This window comes from Ruminococcus sp. D54t1_190329_F1 (genome assembly GCF_015551645.1).
Taxonomy (GTDB): domain Bacteria; phylum Bacillota; class Clostridia; order Lachnospirales; family Lachnospiraceae; genus Blautia_A; species Blautia_A faecis.
This window is the reverse complement of the sequence record NZ_JADNDC010000021.1, coordinates 10849-27904: the sequence shown is the minus strand read 5'-3', so window position 1 is coordinate 27904 and position 17056 is coordinate 10849. Positions and strand designations below refer to the sequence as shown.

Here is a 17056-nt window from a genome sequence, read left to right as displayed (position 1 = left end):
TGCAATGCCTTTTCTCGTTAAACTTTCTCAGCTACTATTCTGTAATTTCTAATCCAAATCAAGAAGTATGTACTGCCATTGTTGTATTCTCGATAAACCCTTCACACATTTTCTGTACTTTTTTAAGCGGCAGCTCGGAAATTGCCGCAATTTCTTTCTGTGAATACCCCCGAGAAAACATGTTAAAAACGGTCCTGCGATCTTTTTCTCTGGCCTGTCTTCTCATTTCTTTTTTCATCTCTTTCTTCATTTCTTTCCGCGTTGCTGCTCTCGCTTCATCTGCATACATTTGCATTGCGCCATCCCATGCCTTACACATATCCTTCACCTCCACAACCTCTTCATCAACAAATTCATATTGCTCCAGTAATATCGCCAAAAGCCATCTGGTTTCTTGACTTAGCTTTCGTATTTCTTCGGTACTCTCTTCTACGTATTTTCTCAATTCGTCTTTTTTACGGCTGTGCTTCATAAGCTGGAAAATATCTTTCCATTCCGTGTGAAACAACTCAGGATTCTGTTCATGAATATCTATCATACAAATATCATAATCAGGAAGCCTGTCTGAAAAACTCATCACATTTTCCGGGATGTCCATCATTTCCTGTAATTTTAACTTACTCTTCCACCTTTTCTCTCCCAGGTATAATACCTGATGAAATACCGGAAGCAATGGACGACGGATTCGGCGCCGTTTTTTCCCACGTTTTCCTCTTCCCCAAAACATTTGCTGGGATTTTCTTTTCCACTCTTTTAGCTGATCTGTATATTCTATGCTGTCATATGTAAAACATCTCACAGGCATCTCATAATTTGCCCCAGATTCAACTTCACATGCCAACAAAAATCTACAGCCTGGCTTATCGTGGAGACGAAGGAAATCGCGCTCTCTTTCCAGATACATGAGCTTCGCGCTGTCATCCCCGAATTCTCCCTCTTCAAAAACACCTTTTTCCCTGGCAATTTCCTCTTCGCCGTATTTTTCAGAACTGTTTTTCTTTTGTATATTTTTTGCCATAATCGACTGTTTATATGATACTCTCTTCTTCCTTTGTACTTCCTTAAGATAACATGGATCCACAATCTGCTTTCCTGCAAATAAGGTACCATTCACAAAATCTGCAAAGCGTTCGTTATCTTTCAGATACTCCTGTAGTCCCTGGTCTTTTACACCCAAGTTTCACCACCTTCTTTATTACGCTTATTTCACAGGAATACTTCACCGAATGGCAATGAATAGACTGCTGTTCATGAGCTGAACCGCCTACGAATAGTACATAGAGTTCCTGAGATGTGAATTCAGCGTAACATAAAATATAATGTACTGCAAGGAGTTTATATTTTTTTAAGAATCATTCCTCGTTAATATTATACCATTTATATTTATTTTATACAATATTATTTTTATAAAATATATACTTAAATAAAAAAAGGCATTGTAGAACATACCGCCCAAAAGTCAGACATTAAAATCTAACTTTTAGTACGCGGTATAATATCCTTGCAATGCCTTTAATTCATAACGATCTATAAATACGCCCTACATGTTTTTTTCACTTTTTGGTTTCCTAAACCTTTATTCTTCCTCTTTCAAATGCACATCCAAAAATTCCAATCCAACTGTCTCCGCATAGTCTCTTCCCTCTTCAAAGTTCATCTCGAAACCATGGGTAGATTTTTTTCCATAAATGGGAATCAGAACAGAACCTTCCCCTGTATACGCTTCCTCAATTGCCTTTTCAGAATAGCTGTATGGCACCAGGCTGTCATTGATTCCGTGAATGATCATCACGTCTCCGTCATATGCGCTGATAGTGCCATAAACATCCAGATCATAAACTGTTTTCACATACTCAGAACCCACAGTTCCTACCGGCATCTCAGCTCTGTCTTCCGGAATATCATATGCGGAATCATACATTTCCCGGGCATTATCCGCAATACAAAACGCCGGATAAATCAGGATCATAGCAGCCACATCATCTTTTCTGTCTGCAGCAGTCAGAGCACTTACAAGTCCTCCCTGGCTCTGTCCCAGAAGGAAAAGATGATCCTGATCCACATAATCCTTTGTTTTCACAAAGTCCATAACAGCACTTAAATCTTCTTTCTCAGTCATCACTGTCATATCCATGAAATCTACGTCACTGTTTCCGTTAAGGGAACCGCCGCAGAAGTCAAATGTATAAACCACATATCCATCCTGAGCCGCCCTTTCCGGCCATTTTGCACGCTCTACCATCTGGGAAGTAGAACCGATTCCGTGGCTCATAATGATTACTGGATAAGTCTTTGTTTCGTCAAAATCTTCCGGATAATAGAACTGTCCGTAAATATTATTGTCTTCATTTTTGCACCAGGAAACCACCTTTGTGCAGCCTTCTAGTTCTGTAGTGTATCCCTCTTCAATCTCCGGATTGTCAGACTCTTCTAAATCAGCATCTTCCTCGCCTTCAGAATTAGAACTGTCCTCTGCTTCCTCTGTCTGCTCTTCTGCGTTTTCCTCAGCCCAGACAGTCACACTTACACAGCTCACACTCAATACTGCTGCCACCCCTAAAGCAATTAACATCTTTTTCTTTAACATCTTTATTGCTCCACTTACTTTTTTCTCAATCAATCACATCATTCTGAAATCTGGACAAATGCTCATAAGGCAGAATCAATCTGCCTCGGAACAATCCACAGCCATCGTTGATCAGACTGTTATTTACCGCAGAAAACATATTCACGTCAAGATCTGCTAATTCCAGGGAAAGTAGCTTCATCCCCCGCTCATAAGCCTCATCAAAGTAAACACATTCCCCTTCCGGGATCACATCTCTTCTGGCTCGCTCGTCCTGCTGGCGTTTCTCATAGCCCAGATGATTGGCCGGTCCGATTTCCGCAGTATCATCCATTTTCTGGGTGCGGAGCTGTACCTCCATGTAGGATCTGGAGCTGTTATCATAGAACGTAATATGTAAAGACTGATACCCATATTCACTGGTACCACAAATATAATCTCTGTAATAAGGCTTTACATCATCATTTAGTTGATCAGAAGTACTCAATTTCACTCCCTGAGCCGATTCTGCTGTAAAGCCTCTCTCTTCCAGAAATCCTGGCAGCACATTTGCAATCTCATAAAGATAGCGGATAGACGCCTGCTCCTGGTCTTCCCCTGGCTTCAAATGACATCTTGGCATACAGACCACGATCCTGTAAGCAATAAAATCACGGAAGCAGCTCAGCTTGTTTTTCAACTCTGCAACCGACGGATAGGTACCATTTTCCCTGTAATAATCATAAATATATTCCACTACATATCCATTAAATTTCTCTTCTGCCCGGATCAGGGACTTGATCCTGCCTTTAAATGTAAAGGCAAGAAACGGATATTCATGGGCCATATATTTATAAAATTCCCGGATCTTCTGGGACTGTGCCGTAAGGAAATCATTATGCTCCAGAAGTTCCGTGATCTGGAGCAGAAAGTTGCTGTGCACCAAATCGACTTCGTTATGGTTCTTCTTCGCTTCCTTACGCAGATCCTCTGTATATTTCTGTAAAATTTTTAAAACCGTATCTCCGGAATATAAATAATCATTCAGTGTAATCATAGCGGTCACCTCGTTTGTGAACGTTCTTTCTGACTGTGTTTGTTACAACTATTCTAGCAAACTTTTACAATTTAGCAAGAAAAAGTTTTATTAACATTTTCCCATTTTAAAAGGGACCTCCGAAGAAGTCCCTTTGTTGTATTCCTATTCTTTTGAATATTTTATATTAATAGCTTTATTTCTTTTTCTTCCGGCATTACTCTCAGTGCGCCTTTTCTTGTTGTGATAATTGAGGCAGCTGCATTGGCAAACGTTAACATTTCAGCCAGATTTTCCTCTTTTAGTCCATTAATTCCATGTTCACAGACATAGTGCAATACACAGCCGCAGAATGTATCTCCTGCTCCGGTTGTCTCGATGGTATTATCCTGTAAAAACGGCTTTACTTCCACCATCATTTCATTATAATAAGCACGACTTCCTTCTCTTCCCATAGACACAAGAATCAGCGGAATCTGATAACGTTCTCTAATCCAGTTTACGCCATCACTATAATCTTCTTCTCCTGTCAGCCACTGAATTTCATTATCTGAAATTTTCAGTATCTGACAATGACCAAGACCATATAATACCTGCTTTCTCGCCTCTTCCATAGACTCCCAGAGCGGTGGACGTAAGTTGGGATCAAATGAAATAATAGCGCCAGCTTCTTCTGCAATATGAATTGCTTCTTTCGTTGCCTCCCGCACCCCTTCATGTGTCATAGACAATGTACCAAAATGAAAAATTTTCGTATTTTTGAGAATATCTTCACAAATTTCAGCTTTATTCAGCATCATGTCTGCACCTGGATTACGGTAAAAAGAGAAATCCCTGTCTCCATCGGGATATGTATGTACCATAGCAAGGGTTGTATGGATCTTTTCGTCTGTACATAATCCAGTGTCATCAATTCCAACTTCTTTTATTGCAGCCCTCAACTGTTCTCCGAAGAAATCATTTCCTACCTTTCCGATAAATGCCGTGTTATGCCCTAACTTTGCTAACATTGCAAGCACATTACAAGGTGCTCCTCCGGGATTTGCTGCAAAAAGTGGATTTCCTTGATTGCTTTTTCCGTTTTCAGTAAAATCAATCAATAATTCTCCCAGTGCCGTTACATCATATTTCTTCATACGTTGCTCCCAATTCTTGTATTTTTACTTTACTCATTCATAACAAGCGTCTGGAACTTTCATACCAAATCATATTTCACTACATCGATCTTAGCCGCACCGTCAACAAAGAAAGAAATTCCTTTTGCAGCCTGCTCTGTAAGAATAACAGCAGACATAACCTGTTCTCCGTCATTGATAAATATTTCCGCGCTGAATCTGTCCTGAATTACTCGTAATTTCAATTCATTACAGTCACCATTTACCAGACATTCTCTCTGATGAACCACTGCACGTTCGCTTCCGGAGAAGCTTCTGTCGATTTTCAAAACTGATTCATCTGGACGGAATCGTAAAGTGGAATGATATTTTTCATTCTCTGCAAAACAGAGTTCGAATTTTTTATAAAGCTTATCTTTATCTACCGGTCGTATTACAAGCTCCAGATCTACGGTACGTCCTTCAATCTGGTCAAGTGTGATTCTGGTGTCTTTAATCACAACATCCCTGTACTCAACTTTATTTGCACGCATGGAATCCAGTTCTCTGACCGGAACCTGATACAATCTTCCGTTTTTCACAGACACTTCTCTCGGAAGGCTCATTTGTGCAAACCATTTAGATTCATTTCTGCGATAAGCAAGAGTATCCCAGTTCTGCATCCAGGCAATCATAATTCTTCTTCCATCTGGAGCAAGCAATGTCTGCATTGCATAACAGTCAATTCCATAATCCACACTCTGATAAGACTGTTCCTTCAAAGTATGTGTCTCAGAATCCAGATCTCCTATGATACATAATGTTCCATTTCCATTATGATATTCCATTCCTTCCGGAATCATGTCCTGTGGGCTTGTCAGAAGCACATATTTACCGTCCAGTTCAAAGAAATCCGGACATTCCCACATCTTTCCATAGCGATTTTTATTCTCTGCCAAAGTACTTACAAATTCCCATTCAAAACCATTTTTACTTCTGTAAAGAAGAATTTGTCCGCTTCCATCAGCAGGACGACTTCCTATAACACAATAAAAGTTTCCATCTTTTTCTTTCCAGATTTTTGGGTCACGGAAATCTGCTTTGCTTGCGCCTTCCGGCAGATCTTTAAAGGTCAGGACCGGATTTTTGTCATACTTCACGTAATCCTTTCCATCTCCCACAGCCACCGCCTGTGTCTGAACGTCCCTTGCGGTTCCGTCCTCCAGTATTTCCCGGTCCACAGCTGTATACATAAGCAGCTGTCTGCCGTCCTCCAGCTCTATGGCACTTCCGGAAAAGCAGCCCACTTTATCGTAATCCTGGTCTGGTGCCAATGCTGCCGGGAGATAGTCCCAATGCAGCAGATCCTTACTTACCACATGCCCCCAGTGCATGCTGTCCCAATGTGTGTTATATGGATTGTACTGATAAAACAAATGGTATTCTCCCTTATAGCAGGAAAATCCATTGGGATCATTCATCCATCCAACATAAGGAGTTATATGAAAAGCCGGTCTGTCTTCCGCTTTAATCTGCTGTCCCTGTGTAAATTCATATTTTCTTGCCTTTTCTAACATTTCGCTCATGAAAAATCTCCTGTCAAAGTCGTTGTTCAGTTCTTACATCTTTTGTTACTTTTCCGCGCTTAAGGATTCCTGATACTGATCAAAATATTTCTGTTTGATTGAAAGATAATCTGAAAGTCCGTATTTCTCCATTTTTTCCAGGTAGGAATCCCATTCTTCCTCTATTCCTCCATTCAGGATCCAGTCAGCTTTCTTCTGTTCTGCATATTTTTTAATATCGGTATCATACTGTGATACTTTGTTTGTATCATCAATACTCATAAATACATTTGGATAAACATATTTGCTATTCATATCCTGTACATAGGTCTCATGCATATTATCCAGACGCCATTTTGCATCTTCCGGCTGTGTCACATATACATCATAATATTCATTCAGCACGGCCAGAGGGCCATTTACAGATTGCGCCTCACGCACTTCCACTGGAGACTGCTCTCCCAGATCCATATGTTTTAACATTTCGCCGCCGTCTTTGTTTGTAGACAGTTCAAAAATGTTAAAGGAATCCTCTTCGCCATAAGTACCCCAGTTATTCTGCGGAGACTGGAGGGGTGCATACATCTGATCAATCCATGCAGCAGCAAGTGCTGTATTACGACAGCTGGATGTAAGAACACATCTTCCACGGTCAAATCCACTGGTTTCACTGTTGTTCTGTCTGGTAATATTTCTCATGCCATCCGGCCCGGTCAGTGCCGGAAGCATCACATAATCTGTATTGTTATCTATATTCGCAATATCCCATGTGAAGCAGAGTCCGTAACGGTGATTCTTTCCTTTTGCAACATAAGTAGACCACTCCTGTGTAAAGGCTTCCGGATCTACAAGATCTTCTGTCACCAGTTTATGAAGCCATTCAATTCCTTCCTTGTAGCCTTCCTGAACAGTTGTATAAATTACTTTTCCTTCATCTGTTACCGCGAAATGATCTCCTGTGTCTCCGTAACCCTCTCCAAATCCATTTATTAAAATCGCCGGATCCTGATCTCCGTTATTGATAATAAAGGACATTGGAATTACATCACCTTCAATGGAAAATTCTTTCTCCAGTTCTTCTGCATGATCGCGGAACTGAATCAGTACCTGTTCCAGTTCGTCTGTTGTTGTAGGAATCTCAAGTCCAAGGTAGTCAAGCCATTTTTTATTAATATATGGAATATCTCCAATCGCCTGAATTGCTTCTTTTCCTGCACCAAGCTGTTCAATCCACGGGAAAGAATAGATATGTCCATCCGGTGCTGTGCACATAGTCCTGTACTCTGGGTATTTTTCAAACACAGCCTGAAGATTCGGCATATATTTGTCAATCAGATTTTCCAGTGGAATGATAATTCCCTGCTTCGCATATCGCAGCAGATCATAATCACTCATTCCTGCATTAAACAATCCATCCGGCAGATTTCCAAACTGAGCCAGAGCCAGATTCTTTTTATCTGAAAACTGATCGGATACAAAACAGGTCCAGTCAATATGAACATTTGTCTGTTCTTCCAGTCGCTGGAAAATCACTCTTTCATTGGGATCCTGTGTGGAAGTAGCCGGTGCACTTGTAATAAAAGAAAGCTCCTCTGTTTCCTTTAATGGAAACTGTACCTCAGATACTGGTGTGTCCGGGTTGATCTCCGCATTAAGCTGCTGCTCTTTTCCACACCCTGCCGTACTTATCATCATCGTCAAAGAAAGTCCAAGTGCAAGTAAACCTTTTACTCTGTTTTTCTTCATATCTGTATCGTTCCTTTCTTATCAGCCTTTTACTGATCCGACCATAATTCCCTGATCAAAATACTTCTGGAAGAATGGGTACATTACTAAAAGCGGTAAGCTTGATACCACAATGGTTGCATATTTCAGCTGTTCCGCTACCTTTGCCATTTCAGCAGTACTCTGAATATCTGCAATCATACCTGGCTGCGGAGTATTCTGTACCAGAATGGAACGAAGTACTAACTGCAGAGGCTGAAGATTTGCATCATTCAGATAAATCATTGCATCAAAATAGCTGTTCCACATTCCTACAAATGACCACAGTGCAAGTACTGCAATGATCGGCTTACATACCGGCATCATGATTTTGAAGAAATGCTGGATCTCATTGGCTCCATCAATTGCAGAGGCTTCTCTTAATTCTGCCGGGATCGACTGGTAGTATGTTCTTGCAAGGATCATATTCCAGACATTAAATGCTCCAGGAATTAAAACTGCCCAGACTGTATTTACCATATGCAGCTGATTGATTAAAATAAAAGTCGGGATCATTCCACCGCCAAAGAACATTGTGATCAGAAAAATAAGATTAAAAAGTTTTCTTCCCACAAATTCCTTCTTGGACAATGGATACGCTGCCAGCAATGTTATAAAAACAGAAATAGCTGTAAATGCAAGTGAATACAGAAAAGAATTCAGGAATCCACGCCAGATCATCTCATTTTCCAGTACTCTGCGATATGCATCCAAAGTCCAGTCCTTAATATGAAAACTCAGTCCCTGATTATTCAAAACTGTAGGATCCATAAAAGAGGCAAGCACTACATACACGATTGGAATTGCAATAGAAAGTACAAACAGTCCAAGAATCAGGAATCCAATTCCAAGGATAAGACAGTCTGTCTTCGAATATTTTTTCTTTATTTTCTCCATCTTCGCTTCCTCCTATAATCCTTCTCCGTCGTTCAGCTTCTTTACCACCCAGTTTACAAAAACTAACAGAATTACATTTACTACTGAATTAAACAGACCAACAGCCGTCGAATAACCATAATCGCCGTTCAAAAGACCAATACGGTATACATATGTTGATAAAATTTCTGATGCCGGCAGGTTCATATCTGTCTGTAATGCATAGGCTTTCTCGAATCCAATACTCATAATATTTCCAGCCTGCAGAATAAACTGAATTACAATAATATTCTTGATTGCAGGAAGCTCCACATACCAGATCTGCTGCAGAAGATTTGCGCCATCCATAATAGCTGCTTCTTCCAGTTCTTTGCTTGCATTGGATAAAGCAGCCGTGTACATAATAGAGGCCCAGCCTGCTGTCTGCCAGATTCCACTTGCTATGTAAATGGTGCGGAAAGCAGATGGCATTGTCATCCAGTTTGTACTGATTCCTAACAGTTTATTCAGAGGTCCGACTGGAGAAAGCAGCATTCGTACCATACCGCAAAGTACAATTACAGATATAAAGTTCGGCATATAGACCAAAAGCTGTACTTTCTTCTTAACTCCGGTTCTGCGGATACGATTTAAAAGCAATGCCAGAATGATCGGAACCGGAAAGCCCCACAACAGTCCATAAATACTCAGTTTTAACGTATTCAACAGGTAGTTCATAAAATCCGGTGAAGATAAAAACCGCCTGAAATATTCAAGTCCGACCCATGGACTTCCAAGCACTCCCTTGATTACGTTGTAATCCTCAAATGCAATCAGAAGTCCCCCCATAGGAAGATACTTAAAAATGATTGTCAGTAAAAGTCCTGGCATTAAGAAAAAAAGATATAACTGCCAGTTTTTCTTCACATATGTAGCCTTATCTCTCCACGTTTGCTTTTTCACGGGCATTGTTTGGTTCTGCATTCTTTTCATGCACTTCTCCTCCATTCCTTTCCCTTTTCGTTCTCGGAACCGGTTAAGTAACCGGTTACTTTATAGCTCGATGTTACTACATCCAAGTTCATATGTCAACACTTTTTCAATCTAAAATAACCGGTTACGTAATCGGTTATTTTAGCATTGCCTTTTTTTTAAATAATTGCTATACTAAAAAAATAATATAATCCCAGTAATTAAAAGATTCCCCAATATTATTCTCATTTATTTATAAGGAGATTAAATTTTTATGGCAAAAAAACAGGTGACATTTGCAGATATTGCAGAATATACTCATTTTTCAAAAACTACAATATCACGGTATTTCAATCATCCCGATTCTCTTACGCTTGAAAATCAGGAAAAGATTTCACAGGCCCTTGATACCCTTGGCTATAAAAAAAATAAACTTGCAAAAGTTCTGGCAAATGGTAAAAGTGAGTTTATCGGAATTATTGTTCCAAATCTCTACTTGCATTACTACTCTGAAATGCTGACACAGCTTCTTTCAAGCTATAGTAACTACCATTACAAATTTCTTGTTTTTTCCAGTGAACACGGTGCCGAAGAGGAACAACAGTATATTGAAGAGCTTCTTTCCTATCAGATTGAGGGGCTTATTGTTTTAAGCCATACACTGTCATCCCAAAAACTGGCTTCCTATCAGATTCCTGTCATTGCCATTGAGCGAGAGGCAGAATATATCAGCAGCATTACCACTGACAATTATATGGGTTCCCTTCAGGCTACCTCCCTGTTAATTCGTGATAAATGTGATATATTGATTCATATCAATGTCAATGTTGAAAAAACAGTCCCGGCTTATGATCGTATACGTGCATTTGAGGAAACATGTAAAGAATATCAGGTTCCTTATGACATTGATCTAAGCGTAAGCGGCAATTCTTATCAAGAGATTTTAAATGTGATAAGACGTATCTTTACAAGAATTGAAGAAAAGTATCCGAATCAAAAAAAAGGTATCTTTCTTGCGAATGATACCTATGCCAATATGTTTCTCAATTTAATTTTCCAGAAATATGGTAAATTACCACCTACTTACGAAATTATAGGTTTTGATAATTCTCCAATTGCCAGTGAATCAATCCTTCCGATCACAACTGTCGGTCAGCAAATTGATGTTATTGCACAGACTGCCATGGAGCTTCTGGTGCAGCAGATGGAAGAGCAAAAAAAGCGAGCGCCTAAGCCACTGGAAAAGCCAATTCACAAACAGATCACTCCGGTGCTGATTCGCCGGAATACTACCAGTTAACTTATTGCTGTCGTATATTAGTAAAGCGGACATTCCAGGTCCGCTTCGCTACTTGCTCATGAACGCAGTCGCTTCGTGATCTGTCAGTAGGAGCTGAAGGCTCCCACTGACAGAAGCATCCCCCCTCACCTGCCGCTTAGTGCTCCGCGCACTTGAAGCGGGAGAATACTTATCTGCGTTCAAAAAAAGGCACCTCCCCAGTTTGAAAAAGGCTCTAATCTAGAACTGGAAAAATAATATCTACACTAAAAATCTTTTCTTCCAAATTCGCCACAAGATTTCCGCCATATTTTTCCACCACATATTGAATACTTTTCATGCCAAAGCCATGATAATTATCATCTCCTTTGGTACTCACCGGAAGCCCATTACGAAATTCCAGTTCATCCTCGCAATAATTCTCAATATGAATCCCCATCACATCCTGTCTCGCATATCCGATGAGGCTGATAATTCTCTTTTCAACTGGCAGCTCCGCTGCACATTCAATAGCGTTATCTAAAGCATTTCCAAATATAGCAGCGATATCTCCCGATTTAATACCAGTAAGCTTCTCTCCATCAATCATATATGAAAACTTAATTTGATATTTTTCACAAAGAAGATTCTTTTCTGAAAGAATAATATCCAATGGCTGGCAGCCTGTTTTCGCAAGCCCGTCATAAATATCTACTGCTTTACGTATTTCTTCCAGCTGGCCATGATCTGCATTTCCGGCTTGTTCCAATTCCAGAATCCGGTGCTTAAGATCATGACATTTCATGTTAATGATTTCAACTGTTTTCTTTGACAACTCATACTGTTTTGCATTTTCCTTTATTAACTGCTCAAGAGCCAGATTTTCTTCATTGAGCCGGGACTGCTCCAGAAGCCCAAACTGCATAAAAAGAGATAAAATACAGCAGAATACAAATGGAACACGGCACGCCATAACCATATCCAACTTTTCACTGATCAGCCAGCTTTGAAGGAGCCAGCAGACACATAAGGAAATAATGGCTACCCAAAGTACACGGACTCTGTTCTGGCTGATATTCGGAAAATTTTTTATTTTTGCTGCACAAGTGAGATAGCAAATAATATATACAATGGTAAATCCAATGACCATTTCCGTGGAAAGCATCTTGAAAGAAGTTTTGGTCACGATACAAATCAGCACCTGAATATTGCTTCCAAGATTCTGTACAGTAAAAGCTCCAATTGTACAAAATAAAATATCCAAAAAAGAACGCCTGAAGCAAAACCACATGTAAAGCTGCATAAAAACAAGCACAATAAAGGTTCGAATTCCGCTTATATATTGACCAATTATAATTGGAAGGGTAACTCCCAAAAGCAGACAGGCAGTTCCCCCTACAAGCAGGCGTAACCAGAAGCGTTTCCTTTTTTTTAGATGGAAAAAGAACATAGCTTCCGCTATAAAAAGCTGGATGATAAAACAGGTAATTCCCTGTATTTCACTTGTAGATGAAGCTAATATTTCATAAATTGCCACGTCAGTTTCCTCCCCGGTTAATGTACATTGTCATTTGATCTATAAAAGTTTTTTTATAAGAACGGGAAATCGATAATTCCTTTCCATTTACAAACACGCTGTTTCCCTGATAGCGGGAAATCCATTCCAGATTTACACAAAAGGATTTGCTGCAACAGGAGAAGCGACCTGTCGGAAGCTGTGCTATAAAATCTCCCATTGTACTTCGCAGGCGAAAAGTCTCTTTCGAAGTATGAAGATAAAGATAATGCTTTGCACTTTCAATATAAATCAGATCTGCAATATCAATTTTAACAGTTCCCTGTTCAGAAGGAACATATATCTGATAACCATGAAGCTTTTTACAGATTCGGATCGCTTTGTCCAGTTTCAGCGAAAAGTTGAAATATTCAATAGGCTTTACCATAAAATCAAGAGCCTGCACTTCATATCCGTTAATGGCATATTGCGCCATATTGGTAATAAAAATAAGAGGAATCTGGCTATCAAATTCCCGCAGTTTTCTGGCGGTGTCAAGACCATTCATATGAGGCATTTCAATATCCATAAGAGCAATGTCGCAGCTGGCTTTATAATCGCTGATAAAATTTAATCCGTTTTCAAAGCATTCTACAGCTAACGGTTCCTGTTTTTCTTCTGAATAGCGTAATATATAGTCTTGAAGAATTTTTGCACTTTTCTTATCATCTTCCACAATAGCAATGGTAATCATAGTTATCCTCCATGGTATAATGAAAAAGCCGGAGTCCTTTTGGGCATTCCGGCTTTTTCATTATACCATGTAAATATTAATTTGTGCCATATTTTACAGCAGATAAATCAAGCTTTTGTCTCATCCTTACAAGTGCATTTCTGAAATCCAGAATAAGAGGAAACAATATATGCAATCATGGAAAGTGCCATAAGTACGGCTGAAATTATGAATTTTTTTATGGTTGCAAACTCATAAAGTCCTGATACCACATATCCAATAAAATCAACTTGTGTATAAAAACTGTTAACAAGTGCTGCTGCAGTCAGAATTGCATTTGCAGTAAGCAGAAGGCTTGTCCACTTAAAATCAGGTGCCACCTTCAAAACGATCATCGCAAGAATCTGCAGAACCACTGTTACAAGCAGCAGAACCTCAATATAAGATTCTGTATGTCCTGACTGGCGGTACATTACAAAGCCGATCAGCGCAAGGATTGCAGCCACAAAGCTTAAGTAAAAACCAAATGTTTTATTTTTCAGATATCCCATATTACTTGTCCTCCTTCACGTAAACTGTCTTTTTGCGAAGTGAATTTCGAAGGTACATAACTGCAAACAAAAGTGTCAGAAGTCCAAATACCACCTCTGCTGCCATAAAGGCAATCTGCCACCATGTAAGAACGTGAATATATTTAGTGGAGGTTGTAATTGTATTCATATCATTACTTGCAACTGTATTATATACGAAATATTTAATTGTTTCTTTCATCTTTTTCTGGAAAGCAGAGTCCTTTGCAATCAGCTTCAGGTTCTCGGTTGAAGTCATGGAACCAATATTAGCGCTTTCATATGCGAAAGTTGTAAGACATCCGCCACCGCCGCCAAATACAATATCTCTCCAGTTCATGTAATCAGCACCGTTGATCATATCTGTTACGATCCAGCCTTCAAAGCCCCACTCGTTACGTGCAACCTGCACCTGTGAAGCTTCGGAAGCTCCTGAATATACAGTTCCAAGACGGTTGAAGCCTGTCATGATTCCCTGCGCATAGTTATTTTCCATAGCTTCCTGGAATGCACGGAGTTCATTTTCCCTTGCAGCCTGCTCTGTGAAGAATGTGGAAACACCGGAACGGTTTAACTCCTGATGATTCATGATATAGTGTTTCGGCATCATCATAAGACCTTTGGATTTTCCGCCTTTGCAGACAGCCTGTCCCAACAGGTTGGTAAGCATGGCATCTTCTGAATAATATTCATGATTTCTGGAGCAGTAAGGTGCACGGTGAATGTTAAGACCAGGTGCTGCAATGGAGTTGGCATTGGACCACAATCCATCTTCACCAAAGAGCTCTCCTTCTCTCTCTACAAGTTCTTTATTGAATGTTGCTGCAACTACAGGTTCTGTAGGCATGGAGCTCATAGAGTAGGAAGCATATTCGTTGTCTGAAGAAACATAAGTCGGCTCGGAAGAGTTGGATTCATTCCAGCGGGTTGCATATCCTGCAATCTGGTCGTAGCTGTAACCGATCGGTCCGTCATACCAGATTGCTTCTGGCAGGAAAATAGAATCCAGCTTCTCAAAGTTTTTATCTCCTGCTTTCTCAATAAAGTTGGCAGCCTCTTCCAAAGTCAGCTGATCCATAAGCTGATCCCATTTTTCATCAGACAGAGGAAGTGCACCTGCGAAAGTTCCATCCTCATTAAACTGGAGGAAATCAACGGTGCTTAATCCGTTGTCAGCTCCCCAGACAACTTCTTCGTCACTATTCTCAGTAAGTTCATAAGTGGAGTTTGTAAGACCTTTCATCATTTCCTCTATTGGAGTAATGCTTTCCACTTCTTTCCAACCCTTGCTCCAGTCAGAACGTGTAGTGTATTCAGCAGTATCCGGGATCAGATTGTTAATATCGCAATCCTGGAATGCATTCTCTACGTTTTCAGAATAAGTCTCTTTATCTTCACCAAGAGAAACTGTCACTACATTTTCCGGCTCAATTGTTTCATCGTCTGTAATTGTGATCAGATCGTCTGTGGAATCTGTTTTTACCGCCAAGACATTGTTTAATGCTTCATGCGCACCGTTTCCGATTGTGAAATAATAATCACCGGAATCCAGCACCCATGCGCCCTCTGTTCCATCTTCTTTTACAGCTTTTTCATCATAGCTTGCCATATATTCCGGAGCGAACTCAATTTCCAGAGTCTGTGATTCGCCAGGCTCAAGAACCTCTGTTTTTCCAAAATCAAGAAGCTGAATAGAAGCTTTCTCCAGTCCGCCCTCTATATATGGTGTCTGTACATAAAGCTGGACAACATCTTTTCCGGCAACGTCACCGGTATTGGTTACCTTCACTTTTGCAAGTCCCTTTTCCCCAGATATTACATCTACACTTTCCAGCTCCTGAGTAAAGGTTGTATAAGATAAACCATATCCAAACGGATAAGTTACTTCATCTACATAGTTCCATGCTTTGCCAGTAGAAGAGCCTTCTGTGGTGGCTGCATTTCCCTGATCCAGAACAGTATCCTCGTAACGGGTTTCATAATATTTATAACCAATATAGATACCTTCTGTTTCTACTACATACCAGTCACCCTTGTCTGCTTCTGTAAGTTCTGCACCAGATTCTGCATTGGAAGCATTAGTATAAGTATAAAGACCAAAGTTGGTCATTGCCGGAGCAGAAACAGAACTTGTGGCATAAGTATCAGAAATATGACCGGATGGATTCACATCGCCAGAAAGTACATCACATACTCCAAGGAATCCATTCATTCCCGGAAGTCCAGTCCAAAGAATTGCTCCAATCTCCGGATCATCCTTCAGTTCCTGGATTTCCATAGGAACGTCAGAGTTGATCAAAACGATCACCTTGCCATTGCTATTTTCCTTTGCAAGCTGGATCATCTCTTTTTCGTAAGCTGAGATAGACATCGGGGTGTCGAAGCTGTCCCCATTAGGATCCTTCATATTTGTGCTGTAGTCAGACGCCTCTGAACTGTCTCTGGAAAGAACAACAATTGCTGTTGTATCCTTAGCAGATTCCAGAATATCATCTGTGTAAAGTTCAGCAGGTGCCTCACCTACTGTATATGTATCTGCTTCATTATAAGAAGCGGAAAAAGCAGGTACAAGGCTATGGCCCGGAACTTCATTTCCAAAGAAAGAAGCTTTTCTGTAATATGGTGCGCAGGTTTCACTTGCATAAAAGCCTTTCATGGTTTCATTTACTGTGAAGCCTCTTTCATCCATAGCTTCTTCAATACCATAAGCGATCTGACCATTCTCTGAATCAGCCACAACAGAGGAACCAATTAATCCGCCGGTTCCCGGAAGATGGCTGTTTAAGCCCCAGAGGGTAACAGCTTCTTTGGATTTGTCAAGTGGAAGGGTCTGATCTGTATTTTTGAATAAAACGGAACCTTCTGAAGAAATTTCAGCAGCCAGCTGTTCTTTAGCCTTTACCAGATCCTCTACATTATCAAATTCAGATTCATAATAAATGCCATCAGAGTCAGAATCTCCCTGCTCGATTTTGTAGCTTGAGGTTCCAAGTGTCGCATTAATGAAATCCACTCTTGCATTTGCAATTGAGCTTCCGCCCAGTGTGATTGTGAGAAGTGAGGCTGTAGTTGTTGCCAAACCACGCCAGATTTTCCCGGTATGCTTTTTCATATTTCCTTTCCTCCTAATAAATTTCCTTTGACAGATAAACACATACTTTTCAGATAGT

General features: G+C 40.2%; 13 protein-coding genes. 1 reads left to right on the top strand and 12 read right to left on the bottom strand.

Going from position 1 to position 17056, the window contains the following annotated elements; all coding sequences use genetic code 11:
* Positions 1–58 precede the first annotated feature (58 nt).
* The 8 genes from I2D69_RS11090 to I2D69_RS11055 all read right to left on the bottom strand — a co-directional run bounded on the left by I2D69_RS11090 (position 59) and on the right by I2D69_RS11055 (position 9852).
* Positions 59–1177, bottom strand: a complete 1119-nt coding sequence (locus tag I2D69_RS11090) for a hypothetical protein (protein WP_118577556.1) — start codon at positions 1175–1177, stop codon at positions 59–61.
* A gap of 399 nt (positions 1178–1576) precedes the next feature.
* Entirely contained in the window at positions 1577–2587 is a 1011-nt protein-coding gene (locus I2D69_RS11085) for an alpha/beta fold hydrolase (RefSeq protein ID WP_173770275.1), read from the bottom strand.
* Between the two features lie 25 nt (positions 2588–2612).
* Positions 2613–3602: a guanosine polyphosphate pyrophosphohydrolase gene (locus I2D69_RS11080; RefSeq protein ID WP_173770274.1), complete on the bottom strand. Its 990-nt coding sequence runs from the start codon at positions 3600–3602 to the stop codon at positions 2613–2615.
* A gap of 161 nt (positions 3603–3763) precedes the next feature.
* Entirely contained in the window at positions 3764–4717 is a 954-nt protein-coding gene (locus I2D69_RS11075) for a carbohydrate kinase (protein WP_173770273.1), read from the bottom strand.
* Positions 4718–4776: 59 nt separating this feature from the next.
* A complete protein-coding gene (locus tag I2D69_RS11070; RefSeq protein WP_195379910.1) occupies positions 4777–6261 on the bottom strand; it encodes a glycoside hydrolase family 32 protein in 1485 nt (494 codons plus the stop codon).
* Positions 6262–6306: 45 nt separating this feature from the next.
* Positions 6307–7986: an ABC transporter substrate-binding protein gene (locus I2D69_RS11065; protein ID WP_173715763.1), complete on the bottom strand. Its 1680-nt coding sequence runs from the start codon at positions 7984–7986 to the stop codon at positions 6307–6309.
* A 21-nt stretch (positions 7987–8007) separates the two neighbouring features.
* Entirely contained in the window at positions 8008–8901 is an 894-nt protein-coding gene (locus I2D69_RS11060; protein WP_148461557.1) for a carbohydrate ABC transporter permease, read from the bottom strand.
* Positions 8902–8913: 12 nt separating this feature from the next.
* Positions 8914–9852, bottom strand: a complete 939-nt coding sequence (locus tag I2D69_RS11055) for an ABC transporter permease subunit (protein WP_118577563.1) — start codon at positions 9850–9852, stop codon at positions 8914–8916.
* Positions 9853–10105: 253 nt separating this feature from the next.
* Here I2D69_RS11055 and I2D69_RS11050 point away from each other — a divergent pair, with 253 nt between their 5' ends.
* Positions 10106–11131 (top strand): substrate-binding domain-containing protein, encoded by a 1026-nt coding sequence (locus tag I2D69_RS11050; RefSeq protein WP_118577564.1) that lies wholly within the window; start codon positions 10106–10108, stop codon positions 11129–11131.
* Positions 11132–11345: 214 nt separating this feature from the next.
* On the opposite strand, the gene I2D69_RS21095 is transcribed toward I2D69_RS11050, so the two are convergent.
* From I2D69_RS21095 to I2D69_RS11030, 4 genes are all read right to left on the bottom strand, one after another.
* Entirely contained in the window at positions 11346–12626 is a 1281-nt protein-coding gene (locus I2D69_RS21095; protein ID WP_173715762.1) for an ATP-binding protein, read from the bottom strand.
* 1 nt (position 12627) lies between these two features.
* Entirely contained in the window at positions 12628–13338 is a 711-nt protein-coding gene (locus I2D69_RS11040) for a LytTR family DNA-binding domain-containing protein (protein ID WP_118577566.1), read from the bottom strand.
* A gap of 107 nt (positions 13339–13445) precedes the next feature.
* Complete coding sequence (locus I2D69_RS11035) at positions 13446–13868, bottom strand: hypothetical protein (protein WP_173715761.1); 423 nt, start codon at positions 13866–13868, stop codon at positions 13446–13448.
* Position 13869: 1 nt separating this feature from the next.
* A complete protein-coding gene (locus I2D69_RS11030; RefSeq protein ID WP_195379909.1) occupies positions 13870–16998 on the bottom strand; it encodes a glycoside hydrolase family 3 C-terminal domain-containing protein in 3129 nt (1042 codons plus the stop codon).
* Between the last annotated feature and the right edge of the window lie 58 nt (positions 16999–17056).